The following is a 17,843-nucleotide window of genomic DNA, read 5'->3' as shown; positions in this document are numbered from 1 at the left end:
AGTATTTATTATGAATATACCAACAAATTTAAAGTACACAAAAGATCACGAATGGGTTAGCATTGAAGGTGATGTTGCAACAGTAGGAATTACTCATTTTGCACAAAAAGAATTAGGAGATATCGTTTATGTTGAAGTAGAGACTTTAGATCAAACACTTGATAAAGATGAGGTTTTTGGAACAGTTGAAGCAGTAAAAACAGTTTCAGATTTATTCTTGCCTTTGTCTGGAGAGATTATTGCTTTTAATGATAGTTTAGAAAGCGCTCCAGAAACAGTAAATTCAGATCCTTATGGTGCTGGATGGATGATTAAAATTAAAATATCAAATACATCAGAATTAGATTCTTTATTATCTGATGAAGCTTATAAAGAATTAATCGGTGCTTAAAAAAATATTTTTTTTATGTTTGGCTTTATTGTGGACAGGGGTTATTATTTTTCTCTGTTTAACTGAATCAAGTAATATACCAGTTGTAACTATACCAAACATAGATAAATTAGTTCATTTTTGTTTTTATTTTGGTTTTACCTTTCTGTGGTTTTTATATTTTAAAAAACAATTTAAGAACGCGGATGATTTTAGACCACTATTACTTTCTTTTGTTTTTTCAACCTTTTTTGGAATTACAATCGAACTTTTACAAAGTGAATACACTTTGACAAGAAGTGCAGACATGATGGATTTTTTAGCCAATTCACTAGGGGCAACATCAGCAATAATTGCTGTGCTCTTATTTAATAGGCTAATCACTAAAATAGTAAATTAAAGAATCCCACTTCGGTGGGATTTTTTGTTTTTGGGAATTTATAGGATGTGCTTTTGCAGTAAAAATTTTGTTATGAATAAGCTAGATAAAAGTAGCCCTTAATTCCAGACTTATCCCAATATAAAATGTATTTTTGTCAATTAGGATTTAATACAATCAATTTATTATGGCTATGAATATTAAACAATACTTAGACTCGACATATTTAAAAACTGCAGAGCAGGCAAATTTAAGTGAAGCAGAAAATACACAGATAGTTAAGGATATGATTGAAGAAGCTATAGTAGAGCAATTCAAATTGATAATGATTCGTCCAGATAAAGTAAGTTTAGCCAAAGAAATGATTTCGAATGCTAAATCGAATCTTTTGATAGGGACAGTAATTGACTTTCCAGAAGGTAAATCAAGTTTAGAAGAAAAGATTGCGGAGGCAAATATAGCAATACAAGATGGGGCAAATGAGCTGGATTTTGTGTGTAATTATGAAGCCTTTAAAAATGGAGAAATTGATTTAGTTAAAAATGAAATCTTGCAGTGTACACTATTAGGATTGACTAATGGTAAAGTTGTAAAGTGGATTATAGAAGTTGCTGCGCTTAATGATAAAGAAATTATACAATTATCAGCACTAATAAAAAATATAGTCATTCAGAATTTTGAGGAGAATGAATATTCTTCTGTTTTTGTAAAGTCATCTACAGGTTTTTATAAAACAGAAAACAACTTACCCAATGGAGCAACAGTTCCATCAATTATTATGATGCTTGAAAACGCTTCGCCATTACCTATAAAAGCAGCAGGTGGAGTAAGAACTTATGAAGAGGCTGTTGAAATGATTAATCTTGGAGTGAAGCGCATAGGGACTTCAAATGCTAGAGCAATTGCAAACGGAGAAATTTCGCAAAACCAATATTAAAATTCACAACCAAAACTATATGAATAAAGGTTTCTTAACTTTTCTTATAACATTGAACTCCTTACTAGCTTTTTCTCAGGAAGGGAATAATTTAGCCGTTAATTCTAGTTTTACTTCCGAAGAATTTCCAATTTTCCCAACATGTGAAAATTTAAAATCGAAGGCTTTAGAAAGTTGTTTTTATAACAAGGTTCAGGATTTTGTATTTAATAATTTTCAAGTGCCATCAGCTTTAAAGCAGGATAATTATAAAGGAGATGTTAAAGTGCTTTTTGAGGTTGATAAAACAGGAGAGTTTAAGGTAATATATGTTAATGCAAATAATGAAGAATTAGTTCAGGAAACAAAACGTGTTTTTGCAGCATTTCCAAAGATTAAACCGTCTACTTATGATGGTAAGCCTACCTATTCTAAATATACAATCATAATTAATATACCGCTAAAAACGGCAGGACAAATTTCAGAAGAAGCCATAGCTGCGGCTAAAATTATTAAACCAGCGACTAAGCCATTAACGGAATTGGATAGTATTGTTTACAAGAAATATACAAATCCAGAATTCGAAAGTCATTTAAATATCCCGTTTTCACATAGTTATTACGCTCAATTTGATGGAGCGATGAATAGAGTGGGAAGTAACAACCATACTGGCTCAAAGCCATATACGTATGCAGAAGTTTCAAAATATTATAACCTTAAAGCGGTGAATGAATCGCTTAAAAAGAATGTTTCTAGTTGGTTGGGACGTAAGCTTTGGAATGAAAGTTTAGTCGAAATCGAAGGAGAAGGGTATTGGTTTACATTAAATGCGATTATGGATTTACAAGTTGGTAAGGATACAAAAAGTGATGTTTCTTATACTTACGTAAATACACGAGCTCTTAATTTTAGAGGAGGACTGGGTAAGCAACTTAATTTTACAACAACTGTTTTTGAGAGTCAGGGAAGATTTGCAGATTATTACAATAGTTATGCACGATCAATAAAGCCTTCGGGAGGAAATCCAGGGGTAGTTCCGGGAATTGGAATAGGAAAGGAATTTAAAACAAACGGTTTCGATTTTCCTTCAGCCGAAGCAAATTTGACATACACACCAAGTAAGATTTTTAATTTTCAATTGGGTTATGGAAGAAATTTTATAGGAGATGGATATCGTTCTTTACTAGAAAGTGATGGAGCAAGTCCGTATCCGTATTTTAAAATGAATACAACCTTTTGGAAGATAAAGTATACTAATACCTATATGTTTCTTAAAGATATTCGACAAGATGCAACAGTTGATAAAACTTATGCCAGTAAATTCATGGCAAACCATTACTTAAGTTTGAATGTTACAAATAGATTAAATTTAGGTTTTTTCGAATCTGTAATTTGGACCAATAGTAACGACAGAGGATTTGATATGGCTTTTGCTAATCCGATCATTTTTTATAGATCAGTAGAATTTGCTTCCTCATCCAAAAGCGGTAATGCTTTATTAGGTTTAACGGCAAAATACAAATGGAATGATCAAATAAATTTATACGGACAATTTCTTTTAGATGAATTCTCAGTTAGTGATATGAAAAGCGGAGAAAAAAGCTGGAAGAATAAATTCGGATATCAGTTAGGAGTTAAATATTATGATGCTTTTAAAATTCCAAATTTATTAGTACAGTTAGAGTATAACCATGTGCGTCCATATGTATATTCACATAGTGCGGTTATTACAAATTACGGACATAATAATCAGAGTATTGGACATCAATGGGGCGGTAATTTTAGTGAGCTTATTGCAATAGCACGATATCATAAAGGAAGGTATTTTGCAGATGCAAAAATCACTACAGGTACAAGAGGTTTAGATTTTGATACGACAGAGGATTCATTTAATTATGGATCGAATATTTATAAAAGTTATGATAGCAAAAGACCTTACAATAAAGGGGTAAAAGTTGGACAGGGAAATAAAACAGCAGTTTTTATTACAGATATACAGGCTGGATATTTGGTAAACCCAGCAACAAATTTAAAATTATTTGGAAGCTTGATTTACAGAAGTTTTGATCCTACTAAAGATACTGAGGCTACTTTTAAGCAAAGCACAACATGGTTTACTTTCGGATTAAGAGCAGATGTCTTTAATTGGTATTTTGATTATTAGAATATTTAGTAAGATTTTTTGCAAATGATTCGCTTTTATGGTGAAATTGTGGTGTATTTGGATGCTTCATTTGAAAAAATGTAATTTTATCATCCTGAATTCTGCAATCTAATTTGTACATTTGCACCAGTTTTGGAAAAACAAAAACATCAACGCATTGGACGCAACACAAAATACACTTTCGCTCAAATCTATTTTTAATGATTTCAAAGAAATCACAAAAGCAAGACTCGCTGTAAGTGTTTTGTTTTCTTCAATAGCAGGTTATTTACTTGGGTTTGATGATAAACATCCTTTTCAATGGTCGGTACTTCTAATTTTAGCAATTGGAGGATATTGTATGGTAGGAGCTTCAAATGCTTTTAATCAGGTTATCGAGAAAGATTTGGATGCTTTGATGGATAGAACAAAGAATCGACCAGTTCCTTCTGGGAGAATGTCACAAAAAGTGGCTTTGTTTGTTGCAAGTTTGCTTACAATTATCGGATTAACTTTACTCTATGCGATCAATCCAAAAACAGCAATGTTTGGAGCGATCTCTATATTTTTATATACTAGTGTTTATACACCATTAAAGACGGTAACATCATTATCAGTTTTTGTTGGAGCTTTTCCAGGAGCAATACCATTTATGTTAGGATGGGTAGCTGCTACAGGAGATTTTGGTATAGAAGCAGGAACACTTTTTTTAATTCAGTTTTTCTGGCAGTTTCCTCATTTTTGGGCAATTGGTTGGTTCTTGTATGAGGATTATGAAAAAGCAGGGTTTTTTATGCTTCCTACAGGGAAAAAAGATAAAGGAACTGCGTTACAGGTTATTTTGTACACAGTATGGCTTATAGTGGCGTCACTATTGCCAGCTTTAGGTTATACAGGTAAATTGTTTATTACACCAATAGCAGCGGTTTTAGTGTTTTTGTTAGGGATTTGGATGTTGATTTATGCAGTTCGTTTGTATAAGTTAAGAACAGCTAAGGCGGCAAGAACATTAATGTTGGTAAGTGTTTCTTATATTACCTTGTTGCAGTTGATTTATATATTTGATAAATTTTTAAGATAGTTATGGAAATGACAATGACAGCAGATGAAAATAGAGCAAGGAGCGCTAAGTCATCTAAATTAATTTTATTGTTCGCAATGGTTAGTATGACCATGATGTTTGCAGGACTTACAAGTGCTTTTGTGGTAAGTAAGTCAAGAACCGACTGGTTGAAGGATTTTCAATTACCACCGGCGTTTTTTTATAGTACTTTGGTAATTATAGGTTGTAGTGTTACTTTTCATTTAGCTAAAAAAGCAATGCAAAAAGACAACAGAAAAGCAACAACTAACTTACTTTTGACTACTTTAGCATTAGGGATCTTGTTTGTAGTTTTACAGTTTGTGGGATTTGGACAAATCGTGGCAGATGGGTACTATTTTACAGGAGCAGAGAGTACAATAACAACAACTTTCTTGTATGTTGTAACAGTTACACACTTATTTCACTTAGCTGGAGGGATCATTTCTCTTTTAGTTATTATTTATAATCATTTTAAACAGAAATACAATTCGACTCAAACTCTTGGAATAGAACTAGGTGCAATGTACTGGCACTTTCTTGATTTCTTGTGGGTCTATTTATTTTTATTTTTATATTTCTTTAAATAAGAAAAAAACGTAAATTTGGGAACTTTTTAACGAATATCTTTTATGGAAGCGACAGTTACTACTGCAAATAATGAAGAAAAAACTTGGGGAGGCGGCAATGAGCCATTAGGAGCAAGTTATGGTAAAATGATGATGTGGTATTTTATCGTATCGGATGCCTTAACGTTCTCTGGATTTCTAGCGGCTTACGGTTTTTCTAGATTTAAATTTATTGAAACTTGGCCATTGGCTGATGAAGTGTTTAATCACTTCCCTTTTATGCATGGTGTACCTGCACCTATGTATTATGTCGCATTAATGACATTTATTTTGATTTTTTCATCTGTAACAATGGTTTTGGCTGTTGATGCAGGACATCAAATGAAGAAAAACAAAGTTGCAGTATATATGTTTTTAACTATTATTGGAGGTTTGATTTTCGTTGGATCACAAGCTTGGGAATGGAAAAACTTTATCAAAGGAGAATACGGAGCTATTGAAACAAAAGGAGGAAGTTTACTTCAGTTTGTAGATAAAGATGGTAAACGTGTTGCTCTTGCAGATTTTGCAGTGAAATTGCCAGAAGGAAGAGAAGCATTGACTAGAGACAAAGGTAAATGGTTTATGAGCGATGCAGAAACATTGCCAACATATTCAGTAGCCGAAGTACAAGCAGGTTTTAAAGCACATCCTGAATTATTAGTAAGAACAGAAAAACTTACTGAGAAAAAGCAAAAAACTATTCTAACAAGAGAAGAGTCAGAAGCTAGATTAAGTCAAGCACATTACGTTGTAGAAGGTGCTAATTTAACTAGAAACGAATACGGAAATAAATTGTTTGCGGATTTCTTTTTCTTTATTACAGGTTTTCACGGTTTTCACGTGATTTCAGGAATTATCATCAATATTATTATCTTCTTTAATGTATTGTTAGGTACTTATGAAAAGAGAAAAAGCTATGAAATGGTGGAGAAAGTTGGTTTATACTGGCACTTTGTCGATTTAGTTTGGGTATTTGTATTTACAGTTTTCTACTTAGTTTAATTTTAGATTTATATTATTATGTCACACGAATATGTATCACATACAAAAAGAATCTGGTTTGTTTTTGCACTTTTATCAGTTGTAACAACAGTAGAGGTTATCCTTGGGATTTATAAGCCAGGAATATTAGAGTTTAATCATTTTATAGGTTTAAATTTATTGAATTGGATATTTTATATTCTAACAATATATAAAGCTTATTATATAGTTTGGGCATTTATGCATATGGAGGGTGAAAAAAGTAGCCTAAGATGGTCGGTAGTTTCAACGGTTATTTTCCTAGTTTTGTATTTATTGTTCATTCTCTTAACCGAAGGACATTATATTTTTGAGGTTTTTAAAAATTCTACCATCAAATGGAATTTTTAACATGATATTAATTCAAAAAGAGGGTACGCATTGCGTACCTTTTTTTATTTTTGTACTTTAATTTTTTCCCTTGTATAATGAAAAAAAATATAGTTCTTTTCGTTCTCTTCGTTTTGCCTATAGTTGCATATCTTTTTTTTGCATCTGGCGTGAATGGCTTTACTAAACTGCCTATTGTAACATCTAAAATTGCCAACTTAGGAGACTGGAAGTCTTTAAGAGGTGAGAAAGTTGGTTTGGATAATAAAATAACAATACTAGGTTTTTCAGGAGCAGAAATTCTAAAAAATCGTGGTAATTATTTTAATCTAAATGAAAAAGTTTACCAGCGTTATCATAGTTTTCAAGATTTACAATTTGTTGTAATCTGTCCTTTAGGAACAGAAGAGGATGCACGCAAAGTTGTAGATGCTTTAGCAGCGTTTACAGATGTGTCACAATGGCATTTTGTTTTTGCATCTCCAGCTGAAATTAGTGCATATTACAATCAATTGCATTTAGTTGGAAAGTTAGATCAGCACCTAGGAACTCCTAATGTTTTTATTGTTGATAAAGAACGTAATTTAAGAGGGCGAAAAGATGAGAAAGATTACAAAGAAGGGTATAATACATTTCACCCTTCAGAGTTAAGTAATGAAATGTTGGATGATTTTAAGATTATCCTTTACGAATATCGTGCAGCTCTTAAGAAAAATCATAATGCAACAAAACAACTTTAAAATTATATTATCATGTTTAAAAACAAATCATATATCGGAATTTCATTTATAGTATTGATTTTTGGTATTTATGCTATTCCTAAAATTATAGATAGAGTAAAAAATGATACAATTGTAAAAGGAAGTCGTTTAGATAGCGTTGAAGGTAAAAATGTTAAGGATGACGGAAAATTAGTAAAAATTGGTCCAGCACCTAAATTTGAATTAGTAAACCAGGATAACGTTAAAATATCTAATGAAACGTATAAAGGTAAAGTTTATGTTCTGGAGTTTTTCTTTGCAAGCTGTCCATCAATTTGTCCTAAGATGAATTTGAGTATGTTAGAAATAGAAAAGAAATTTTTTGGAAATCCAAACTTTGGTATTGTTGCAATAACAATTGATCCAGCTCATGATACACCACAAGTTTTAAAAGATCATGCAAAGATGTTAGGAGTTAAGTCATCTAATTGGAATTTTTTAACAGGAGATAAAAATGTTATTATGGATTTATCTAATAAAGGATTTAATTTATATGCAGGAGCAAACAGTAAAGTGAGTGGAGGTTTTGAGCATTCAGGTTTATTTGCTTTAATAGATAAAAATGGAGACATTCGTTGTCGTAAAGATGAATTTGGAAACCCAATACTTTATTACGATGGATTGGACAAAAAAGGAGTTAGAGATATACAACAAGATATAAATATATTATTAGAAGAATAAGATGGAGGATAATTCATTAGAAAAAAAATATAACAAGTACATTGTACTTGTTTCAATTGTAATTCCAGTTGTAGTAGCTATCTTATTTGGAGTCAAACTTAAAGATTTTGGATATAATGTAGAGCCACTTACTTTTTTGCCGCCTATTTATGCTACAATAAATGGTATTACAGCTTTGGTTTTGATTATTGCAGTAATGGCTATTAAAAAAGGAAATCGAAAGCTTCATGAGCGTTTGATGACTACAGCAATAGCTCTTTCGTTAGTTTTTTTGGTAATGTATATTGCATATCATATGACATCAGACTCTACTAAATTTGGTGGAGAAGGAGCAATTCGATATGTGTATTTCTTTATCTTAATTTCTCATATTTTATTGTCAATTGCTATTGTTCCATTAGTTTTGATAACATACGTTCGTGCAATTGCGAAAAATTTTGAAAATCACAGAAAAATTGCAAGAGTTACATTTCCACTTTGGTTATACGTTGCTATTACTGGAGTGATTGTTTATTTAATGATTTCCCCTTATTATGTTTAATATAAATACAAACAACAAGAAACAAGGTGTTTCTAGACTAGCAAAGATTAGTTTCTTGTTGGTTATTTTTTTCTTTAATTTATCTGCTAACGCGCAATGTGCAATGTGTCGTGCCGCTTTAGGTGGAGACGAAAACACGAAACAAGCAGAAGCAGTAAATGATGGAATTGTTTACCTGATGGTAGTTCCGTATTTACTAGTTGCAGTAATTGGTTATTTGATTTATAGAATGTATCAATCTAAAAAGAAAAACGCGTAGACTAGATTTTATTTTAATCCGTTTACCGAGACATTCACAGTTCCATTAACTTTTATAAAAGCAATAATGGCTTGATTTGTCAATTCTATTTTTTGAAACTCAATATCTTCCATTTTTCCATTTACAAAAACACCAGGCATAGGAGAGTAATTTTTAAGATAAGTAAGCATGCTTTGTTTTCCTTCTTCTAAGTTAGGTTGTATCGAGTAACGGCAGCTTTCTTCCATTTTCTTTAAAATATAACCTTGCATAAGCCAGTTAGCGGTACGGGTGAGTTTACTTTTTGTATCCAGAACGTAGTCAAGTTTATCAAAATAAAGTTCCTTTGTTTGTGGGTTATATTTTGGAAAACCGTTTAGGTAAAGTGTACCATTTACAGCTCCTAAAACATCTAAGGCAATAATCATTTTTCCTTCTTTGTGCCAGATTTCAACATTTTTAACGGTAATTTTTTTGCTTCCCGTTCCAAATTCTTGTCCTGCAAAATTCCTAGACATGATTTTGGAAGCATCTTTGTAGCTTGAAACTGCAGCGATATTAGCTGTAATTTGTTTTGGAATTTTTGCTACAGGTTTTAAAACTATTTTAGAAGCACTGAACTTACTTTCAGGTTGCTTGCCAATTATTGTCTCCATATTGCATTTCATGCCCATTTCCAGCAAAAAAGAATCATTTTTTAGCTTTGCATCAGTAGAGTATATTTCAATAGGTACAATCTTAAGCCAGCTTTCGTATTCTTCATTCATTTGAAATGGAGTACAGATTTTTTCTAAAGCAGCCAAAACATTTGGTTTAAAATCCATCGATTTTTCGATTGCTGCATCAATACTTTTTTCTATTTTTGATTTGAAAATAGAAACGGCTGGATTTATAAGATAAGTTACAGGCATATTTTTTCCAAAAACACTCATTGTTGGGCTCTCATTCCAATCTAATGATTTTAATTCGGTTTTAGTATTTAACTTCCAGTTGGTTAAACCTACTGAGCTGATTAATGTAATTACTCCATTCAAATTAAATTCTCGTGTATCGTATAATTCGACACCAAGCTGTTTAGTTCCTATTCGGTATTTTACAAGCGCTTTTAAAGGTAAAATAGTTTTTATTTTTTTACCAGGATTAGCTGGATCAGTCTCGATTTTTATAGGAGCTAATTTCCATATTTTAATTTCGATATCGTCATCTTCAATGTTGTTGTCTTCGTAAATTAAACCGTTAAGCAAAGTATTGGTTTGGTTTTCAATATCTTTTAGTTTTACAGTAATGGGTAAATTAATAAATGAAGGAGTGTTGTCATATAGTAATGGACTGGCATCATCAGGTTCGGGTTTTAATGTTGCTAGTTTTTGAGTAGAAGAACAACCAACTACAAATTGTAGAGCCATTGAGAGTATTAGAAACGAAAAAATTTTCTTCATTGTGTTTTTTTTAAGATGTAAAATTAAGAAAACAAATATATTTTAAGATTAAAGTGTAACATTTTGATAGAGATTTAGTCTTATTGATGTAATAGATTAAGAGTATTAACATTTTATTGTAGTAAATTGCTTGGCAAAATAGGTATTATTGTTTTAAAATTAACAAATCATGATTGAAATTAAAGACTTACATAAATCCTATAAAATGGGAAAATCTGAATTGCATGTATTAAAAGGTATTAATTTCAATATTAAAGAAGGAGAGTTGGTTGCAATTATGGGGTCATCAGGCTCAGGAAAATCAACGTTGCTTAATATTTTAGGAATATTGGATGAAGCAGATTCTGGAGAATATATTTTGGATAATGTGCCAATTAAAAATCTTAATGAAACAATTGCGTCTCGATATAGAAATAAATTTTTGGGTTTTGTTTTTCAGTCATTTAATTTGATTAATTATAAAACCGCTCTCGATAATGTAGCTATGCCATTGTATTATCAGGGTATAAAAAGAAAAGAGCGTTATGAAATTGCTATGACCTATTTAAAAAAAGTGGGTTTGGATTCGCATTCACATCACTTGCCTAGTGAACTTTCGGGTGGGCAGAAACAGCGTGTAGCAATTGCCAGAGCATTGGCTTCAAACCCCAAAGTATTATTGGCAGATGAGCCAACAGGAGCTTTGGATACAAAAACATCATACGAAGTAATGGAATTGATTCAGGGAATCAATGACGAAGGAAAAACTATCCTGATTGTAACTCACGAGCCAGATATAGCGGCAATGTGTAAGAGAAATGTAGTCTTGAAAGATGGACTAATCATCGATGATAAATATGTAGAACAAGTTAGAGCATCAGCTTATGTTTAATATTGAGCGTTGGCAAGAAATATTTGAGGCAATCGCTAAAAATAAATTAAGAACCTTTCTTACGGGGGTATCTGTTGCTTCGGGGATATTTATATTAGTTATTCTTCTTGGGGTAGGTAAAGGAATTCAAAATGGAATCGAAAAACAATTCGAACGTGATGCAGCTGGTATTATAGAAGTTTGGACGGGTACTACTGCCAAACAATATAAAGGACTAAATCCTGGAAGACAAATTCAGTTTCGAAATAGTGATTATTCGCAATCCGTTCAAAAATTTGAAGATAAATTAGATAAGCGAGCATCAACTTATAACTTTTGGGGAGCCTCAGTGAGTTACGGAAAAGAATCTTCAACGTATCAATTTAGAGGTGTAGATCCCGATTATTTGGGAATTGAAAATGCTACAGTTGTTATGGGGAGATTTATAAATAGCAAAGATTTGGCTAATTATGAAAAAGTTGCTGTTATTGGAATGAAAGTAAAAACAGACTTGTTTAAAGATAAAAATCCGCTTGGAGAACAAATTGCAATTAATAATATTAATTTCAAAGTTGTTGGAGTTTTTACAGATCCGGCTGGTGAAAGAGAGGAAACAAGAGTTTACTTACCAATGTCAACAACACAACGAGCTTATGGGGTTGGTGACAAAGTGAGTAATTTGTTCTTTACTTTAAACAAAAAAGCTACTTATGAAGAAGCATTGGCAGAATCTAAAAAGTTTAGTGAAGATTTAAAAGCACTTCTTAAGAGTAAAAATAATGTAGCTCCAGATGATGATAGTGGTATTGGTTTGAACAACTCAGTTGAGGATGCAAAACAGGTATATGATCTGAATCTATATATTAGACTATTTTTTTGGTGGGTAGGAATTTGTACAATTATAGCAGGTGTTGTTGGAGTTAGTAATATCATGTTAATTATTGTAAAAGAAAGAACTAAAGAAATTGGAATAAGAAAAGCACTTGGTGCTTCACCAATATCAATTATTGGAATGATATTACATGAGTCTATTTTTATTACAACAATTGCAGGTTTTATAGGTTTGTTAGCAAGTTTATTATTGCTGGAAGTAGTTGGTCCAATGATAAAAAGTGAATTCTTTTTAAATCCGGAAGTTGATTTTAGTGTGGCATTGACCACTCTTGTTTTGCTTGTATTTGCAGGAGCAATGGCTGGTTTCTTTCCAGCATATAGAGCAGCAAAAATAAAACCTATTGTAGCACTTAGAGACGAATAATTATGTTTGATAGAGATAATTGGGAAGAGATTTTAGAAGCTTTAACTGCTAATGTATTTAGAACAGTACTTACTGCTTTTGGTGTGTTTTGGGGGATATTCATTTTGGTAATATTACTTGCTGCTGGAAATGGTTTGGAGAATGGAGTAAAAAAAGGATTTGATGGAATTGCAACAAATACTATGTTTATGTGGAGTCAAACCACATCAAAAGCATATAAAGGTTTGCCTAAAACTCGCCGATATGATTTTAAGAATAGCGATGTGATGGCTTTAAAAGAAGCTTTTCCAGATTTACTATATGTTTCACCTAGAAATCAATTAGGAGATTTTAATGGTGCCAATAATGTAGTTCGAGGGACTAAAACTTCAGCTTTTACCATATATGGTGATTATCCGGAGCTTATCATGCAGCAACCAATGACTATCATTAAAGGGCGTTTTTTAAACCAACAAGATATCAAGCACAACAGAAAAGTAGCAGTTATTGGAAAAGGAGTTATAAGTGAACTTTATGGAAAAGAAGAAGAAGCTATAGGAACTTATGTTAAAGTAAATGGGGTGAATTTTATGGTTGTTGGAGTATATTATTCTAAAAATCAAAATAATGGAGGTGCAGAAGCAGAACAGAAAAATATATTTGTTCCTTTTACAACTTTTCAGCAAGCTTTTAATTATGGAGATAAAGTAGGTTGGATGGCACTTACAGCAAATGATAAAGTATCAATTACAGAGCTAAAACCTAAAATAATAGAATTAATAAAAGAAAGACATTCTGTTAGTCCGACTGATGATAGGGCAGTAGGGAATTTTGATTTGTTTGAACGATTTAATCAAGTACAGGGATTGTTTACAATCTTAACATTTATTGCTTATTTTGTAGGAACATTGGTTTTGATATCGGGTGTTATCGGAATTTCTAACATAATGCTTATTGTGGTAAAAGAGAGAACTAAAGAAATAGGGATACGACGAGCATTGGGAGCAACACCAGGAGCAATTCGAAGACAAATACTTTCAGAATCTATATTTTTAACCATTATCTCGGGTATGTTAGGTATTGCAGTTGCTACAGGAGTCATTGCAATTCTTAATATGGTACTCGCTTCGATGCCTGCTGACAGTAATACTATGTTTGCAAGTCCAACTGTAGATTTAGGGGTTGTTTTTGTAGCATTATTAATATTAGTAGGATCTGGTTTGTTGGCAGGGTTTATTCCAGCGCAAACGGCAATAAATGTAAAGCCAGTAGATGCTTTGCGAACAGAATAAATTATCAATCAATAAAATAATCGATTAAACAAAAAACAAAATGAAAAAAGGAGTAACCATAACCATTTTAATTTTTATTGCAGTAGTCTTCTTTGGTGCTTTGTATTATTTGTATGCAAAAAATCAAGAGTCACCAATTGTTTACCAAACAGAGAAAGCTGAAATAAAAACGATAGTTAAAAATACAATTGCAACGGGGAATATCCAGCCTGATGAAGAGGTGCTTATCAAACCAAATATTTCAGGAATTATTGAAGCTGTTTATATTAAAGCAGGAGAAAGTATTAAAGCAGGAGATATGATTGCAAAGATAAAAGTTGTTGCAAATGTTTCTAATGTAAGCAACACTCAAAATCAAGTTCAAACTGCTAAAATTGCATTGGACAACCAAGAAAAATTATACCAGAGACAAAAAACATTGTTTGATAAAGGAGTGATTTCTGCAAATGATTTTGATGCAGCACAATTAGCTTATAAACAGGCTAAACAAAGTTATTTGTCATCAAAGCAAAGTTTTGATATTGTAAAAACCGGAACAACATCAGGACTAGGGAATTATGCCAATACCTTAATTCGTTCTACGGTAAACGGAATGGTATTAGATGTGCCAGTAAAAGTAGGAAATCAGGTTATTGAGAGTAATAACTTTAATGAAGGAACTACAATTGCTAGCGTTGCAGATGTTGGAAAGATGATTTTTGTTGGGAAAATTGATGAATCAGAAGTTGGTAAAATCAAAGAAAATATGCCAATCGAAATTACCATCGGAGCTATTGAAAATAAAAAATTTGATGCAACCTTGCGTTATATTGCACCAAAAGGGGTAGTAGAAAATGGAGCAATTCAGTTTCAAATAAAAGGATCACTTGAAAATAGAGATGATACATTTATTAGAGCAGGTTTAAGTGCGAATGCATCAATTATACTAGAGAAAGCAGAAAAAGTTTTGGCTATAAAAGAATCATTAGTACAATTTGACAAGAAAACTCAAAAACCATACGTTGAAGTAGAAACCGCACCACAAAAATTTCAAAGAAAAGATCTTGTTTTAGGAGTTAGTGATGGAATTTATGTGCAGGTGAAAAGTGGAATTACAGCTACTGATAAAATAAAAATTTGGAATCAGGGCTTGTTAAAAGAAGAAGAAAAAAAATAAGTAGCAGTTAAAAAAGAATTTTTGGTTTTTAAAGAATGTTAAATTTGTATAGTATCTTTGCTATGCTTTGATTCAAAGTTTATGAAAAATAATAAATATATTTATCTTGTTTTTGTCTTACTATTAGGAGCGTCAATACAGGCGCAAACTAAAAAATGGACTCTTGAAGAATGTGTAAGGTATGCATTGGACAACAATATCTCGATTAAGCAATCGGAATTGGATACTCAAACTACTGCTATCGATAAAAAAGATGCATTTGGAAAATTTCTTCCTACCGCCAATGCACAAGTATCACATTCATGGAATATTGGTTTAAATCAGGATATAACAACAGGGATTTTACGTAATCAAACCACACAGTTTACCTCTGCAGGAGCAACTGTAGGAGTTGATATTTATAAAGGATTGCAAAATCAGAATGCATTACGAAAAGCAAATTTATCTATAGTAGCTTCTAAATATCAATTGTTAAAAATGCAAGAAGATATTTCGCTTAATGTTGCTAATGCTTTTTTACAAGTGCTTTTTAATAAAGAAAATCTAAAAGTACAGCAGGAACAGCTTGCAATTAGCGAAAAGCAATATACACGTTCAGACGAATTGGTAAAAGCAGGAACAATTCCAAGAGGAGATTTACTAGACATCAAAGCAACAGTAGCAACAGGTAAACAAAATGTTGTTATAGCAGAGAATACATTGTTGATTTCTAAACTAAGTTTAGCACAGTTATTACAATTAAAAGAGTTCAATGATTTTGATGTAGTTGATGATACAAATATTAATGCTGGAGAAACTATTTTGGCACAATCGCCTACAGCGATTTATGAAAAAGCTAAAGAAACTAGAACTGAACTAAAAATAGCTCAGACTAATCTTGAAATTGCAGAGAAGAATGTTGCTATTGCTAAAGGAGCTTATCAACCTTCATTAAGAGGTTTCTATAACTTTAACTCCAGAGTTTCAAACTCAGATAGAACTACACTAGTTGGCGGAACTCCTGTTGTAACAGGGCCTGCTCCATTTTGGAATCAGTTTAGTGATAACAAAGGGCAGTCTTTTGGAGCAGAATTATCGATTCCAATTTTTAATGGTTTTTCTACAAGAAATAATGTAGAACGTAATAAGGTAAGTTTAGAGAAATCTAAAATTGATTTAGAGCAAAAAAACTTAGATTTGCAACGTAATGTTTATACCGCTTTTACAGACACAAGAGGGGCTTTAAATGCGCATGAAGCAGCTGTTGTAGCTTTAGAAGCAAGACAAGGAGCATATGATTATGCAAAAGAAAAATTTGCAGTAGGCTTAATGAATGCTTTTGATTTTAATCAATCACAAACATTATTGACCAATGCACAATCAGAAGTAATTAGAACAAAATACGATTATATCTTTAAAACAAAAATATTAGAATTCTATTTTGGAATCCCTATTGTTCCGATAGTTAAAAATTAATTTATTATGTCAAAAAAAACAGTTTATTTCTTGTTAGGAGGCGCAGTTATAGTTATTGCAGCCTTAATTGGATTCTCGAAAGCAGGTATAATAGGAAATAAAGATACAGGTACAGAAGTAGAAGTTACAAAAGTAGTAGCGTCGACTATTGTAGAAACAGTATCGGCAACGGGGAAAATCCAGCCAGAAATTGAAGTAAAAATTTCATCAGAAGTTTCGGGAGAAATTATTGCACTAAATGTAAAAGAAGGACAGATTGTTAAGAAAGGTGATTTATTAGTGAAGATAAATCCTGATTTATATACTTCAGGATATAATCGTACCGTTTCTAATCTGTCAGCGACTAAAGCCAGTTTGAGTCAATCAGATGCGTCTTTTAAAGAAGCAAAGGCTAGTTATGAGAGAAATAAAAAATTATTTGAGAAAGGAATAATTTCTAAGTCAGATTGGGATAAAGCAATTGCTTCTTTTGAAGTAGCAAAAGCAGCGAAAGAGAATGCTTATTTTGCAGTACAAAGTGCTTCAGCATCTGTAAATGAAGCTAAAGATAATTTACGCCGTACTACTATTTATGCTCCTGCAGATGGAACAATTTCGGTGCTTAATGTTGAGCTAGGCGAGCGTGTTTTAGGAACACAACAAATGGCAGGAACCGAAATTTTAAGAGTTGCAAACTTAAATAATATGGAAGTTGAAGTAGATGTAAATGAAAATGATATTGTAAAAATTAAAGTAGGAGACGAGGCAAATGTAGAAGTAGATGCTTACTTGAAAAAACAATTTAAAGGTATAGTAACCAGTATCTCTAACTCAGCTAGCAGTACTTTAACATCAGATCAGGTAACAAATTTTAAAGTTAAAGTAAGAATTTTAAAAGAATCTTATCAAGATTTATTGGAAGGAAAACCAGAGGCGTATTCTCCTTTTAGACCAGGAATGACAGCTACGGTTGATATTATAACAAATACCAAAAAGAATGTGTTGGCAGTACCAATAAGTTCAGTAGTTGTAAAATCGGATACGGCAGCAGTAAAAGAAATCAAAATTGAAGATCCAAATGATAAAAAGATAGTTCCCAAAAATGACAAAAAATTCGAATGTGTTTTTGTGAAAGAAGGAGATAAAGCTAAAATTAGAATCATAAGAACAGGAATTCAAGACGATACAAACATCGAAGTAATGTCAGGACTTAAGGCAGGAGATGTGGTGATTACAGGACCATATACAACAGTTTCGAAAGATTTGAATTCAGGAGATAAGGTTAGTCTTAAATCTGAAAAAGTAAAAAAATAATAATAACGAAGGCAATCTAGTTCTATAATAGAATTAGATTGTTTTTTGTT

The 17,843-nt window shown here is 32.0% G+C and carries 20 protein-coding genes; 18 read left to right on the top strand and 2 right to left on the bottom strand.

The window, feature by feature from the left end:
- The first annotated feature begins 10 nt into the window (after positions 1–10).
- From gcvH to OIU80_RS10630, 4 genes are all read left to right on the top strand, one after another.
- Positions 11–391: a glycine cleavage system protein GcvH gene (gcvH, locus tag OIU80_RS10645; protein ID WP_086894628.1), complete on the top strand. Its 381-nt coding sequence runs from the start codon at positions 11–13 to the stop codon at positions 389–391.
- Complete coding sequence (locus OIU80_RS10640; protein WP_264286981.1) at positions 384–770, top strand: VanZ family protein; 387 nt, start codon at positions 384–386, stop codon at positions 768–770. Before gcvH ends, OIU80_RS10640 begins: the two co-directional genes overlap by 8 nt.
- Positions 771–942: 172 nt before the next feature.
- Positions 943–1,686, top strand: a complete 744-nt coding sequence (gene deoC, locus OIU80_RS10635; RefSeq protein ID WP_264286996.1) for a deoxyribose-phosphate aldolase — start codon at positions 943–945, stop codon at positions 1,684–1,686.
- Positions 1,687–1,705: 19 nt separating this feature from the next.
- On the top strand, positions 1,706–3,829 hold the full coding sequence (locus tag OIU80_RS10630) for a gliding motility protein RemB (protein WP_264286980.1): 2,124 nt from the start codon (positions 1,706–1,708) through the stop codon (positions 3,827–3,829).
- Here the strand turns inward: OIU80_RS10630 and OIU80_RS10625 are convergent.
- The gene (locus OIU80_RS10625) at positions 3,807–3,950 is read right to left on the bottom strand and encodes a hypothetical protein (protein WP_264286979.1); all 144 of its coding nucleotides are present in this window, start codon (positions 3,948–3,950) and stop codon (positions 3,807–3,809) included. The genes OIU80_RS10630 and OIU80_RS10625 overlap by 23 nt on opposite strands.
- A gap of 36 nt (positions 3,951–3,986) precedes the next feature.
- On the opposite strand from OIU80_RS10625, the gene cyoE reads away from it, so the two are divergent.
- The 8 genes from cyoE (at position 3,987) to OIU80_RS10585 (ending at position 9,092) form a co-directional block, all read left to right on the top strand.
- Complete coding sequence (gene cyoE / locus OIU80_RS10620) at positions 3,987–4,889, top strand: heme o synthase (protein WP_264286978.1); 903 nt, start codon at positions 3,987–3,989, stop codon at positions 4,887–4,889.
- Between the two features lie 2 nt (positions 4,890–4,891).
- Positions 4,892–5,479 (top strand): cytochrome c oxidase subunit 3, encoded by a 588-nt coding sequence (locus OIU80_RS10615; protein WP_264286977.1) that lies wholly within the window; start codon positions 4,892–4,894, stop codon positions 5,477–5,479.
- Between the two features lie 42 nt (positions 5,480–5,521).
- Positions 5,522–6,502 (top strand): cytochrome c oxidase subunit 3, encoded by a 981-nt coding sequence (locus OIU80_RS10610; protein ID WP_264286976.1) that lies wholly within the window; start codon positions 5,522–5,524, stop codon positions 6,500–6,502.
- An 18-nt stretch (positions 6,503–6,520) separates the two neighbouring features.
- Positions 6,521–6,871, top strand: a complete 351-nt coding sequence (locus tag OIU80_RS10605) for a cytochrome C oxidase subunit IV family protein (protein ID WP_264286975.1) — start codon at positions 6,521–6,523, stop codon at positions 6,869–6,871.
- A 77-nt stretch (positions 6,872–6,948) separates the two neighbouring features.
- Entirely contained in the window at positions 6,949–7,590 is a 642-nt protein-coding gene (locus OIU80_RS10600; RefSeq protein ID WP_264286974.1) for a hypothetical protein, read from the top strand.
- Between the two features lie 12 nt (positions 7,591–7,602).
- Positions 7,603–8,292 carry an SCO family protein gene (locus OIU80_RS10595; protein WP_264286973.1) on the top strand — a complete coding sequence of 230 codons (690 nt, stop codon included), beginning with the start codon at positions 7,603–7,605 and terminating at the stop codon, positions 8,290–8,292.
- Position 8,293: 1 nt separating this feature from the next.
- Positions 8,294–8,833, top strand: coding sequence for a DUF420 domain-containing protein (locus OIU80_RS10590; protein ID WP_264286972.1), 540 nt, complete (start codon positions 8,294–8,296; stop codon positions 8,831–8,833).
- Entirely contained in the window at positions 8,826–9,092 is a 267-nt protein-coding gene (locus tag OIU80_RS10585) for a hypothetical protein (RefSeq protein ID WP_264286971.1), read from the top strand. The genes OIU80_RS10590 and OIU80_RS10585 overlap by 8 nt, the downstream gene beginning before the upstream one ends.
- A gap of 8 nt (positions 9,093–9,100) precedes the next feature.
- Here the strand turns inward: OIU80_RS10585 and OIU80_RS10580 are convergent, their stop codons facing one another.
- Positions 9,101–10,510: a DUF4403 family protein gene (locus OIU80_RS10580; protein WP_264286970.1), complete on the bottom strand. Its 1,410-nt coding sequence runs from the start codon at positions 10,508–10,510 to the stop codon at positions 9,101–9,103.
- 169 nt (positions 10,511–10,679) lie between these two features.
- On the opposite strand from OIU80_RS10580, the gene OIU80_RS10575 reads away from it, so the two are divergent.
- From OIU80_RS10575 to OIU80_RS10550, 6 genes are all read left to right on the top strand, one after another.
- Positions 10,680–11,381 (top strand): ABC transporter ATP-binding protein, encoded by a 702-nt coding sequence (locus tag OIU80_RS10575; protein WP_264286969.1) that lies wholly within the window; start codon positions 10,680–10,682, stop codon positions 11,379–11,381.
- The gene (locus tag OIU80_RS10570) at positions 11,374–12,618 is read left to right on the top strand and encodes an ABC transporter permease (RefSeq protein WP_264286968.1); all 1,245 of its coding nucleotides are present in this window, start codon (positions 11,374–11,376) and stop codon (positions 12,616–12,618) included. The genes OIU80_RS10575 and OIU80_RS10570 overlap by 8 nt, the downstream gene beginning before the upstream one ends.
- Positions 12,619–12,620: 2 nt before the next feature.
- A complete protein-coding gene (locus OIU80_RS10565; RefSeq protein WP_264286967.1) occupies positions 12,621–13,889 on the top strand; it encodes an ABC transporter permease in 1,269 nt (422 codons plus the stop codon).
- A 40-nt stretch (positions 13,890–13,929) separates the two neighbouring features.
- Complete coding sequence (locus OIU80_RS10560; protein ID WP_264286966.1) at positions 13,930–15,045, top strand: efflux RND transporter periplasmic adaptor subunit; 1,116 nt, start codon at positions 13,930–13,932, stop codon at positions 15,043–15,045.
- Positions 15,046–15,126: 81 nt separating this feature from the next.
- Positions 15,127–16,500, top strand: a complete 1,374-nt coding sequence (locus OIU80_RS10555; protein ID WP_264286965.1) for a TolC family protein — start codon at positions 15,127–15,129, stop codon at positions 16,498–16,500.
- A 6-nt stretch (positions 16,501–16,506) separates the two neighbouring features.
- A complete protein-coding gene (locus OIU80_RS10550) occupies positions 16,507–17,793 on the top strand; it encodes an efflux RND transporter periplasmic adaptor subunit (RefSeq protein WP_264286964.1) in 1,287 nt (428 codons plus the stop codon).
- Positions 17,794–17,843 lie beyond the last annotated feature (50 nt).

This window comes from Flavobacterium frigoritolerans (assembly GCF_025847275.1).
Classification (GTDB): Bacteria; Bacteroidota; Bacteroidia; order Flavobacteriales; family Flavobacteriaceae; genus Flavobacterium; species Flavobacterium frigoritolerans.
Note: the sequence above shows the minus strand (reverse complement) of the source record. Positions and strands in the feature narration are given on the sequence as shown.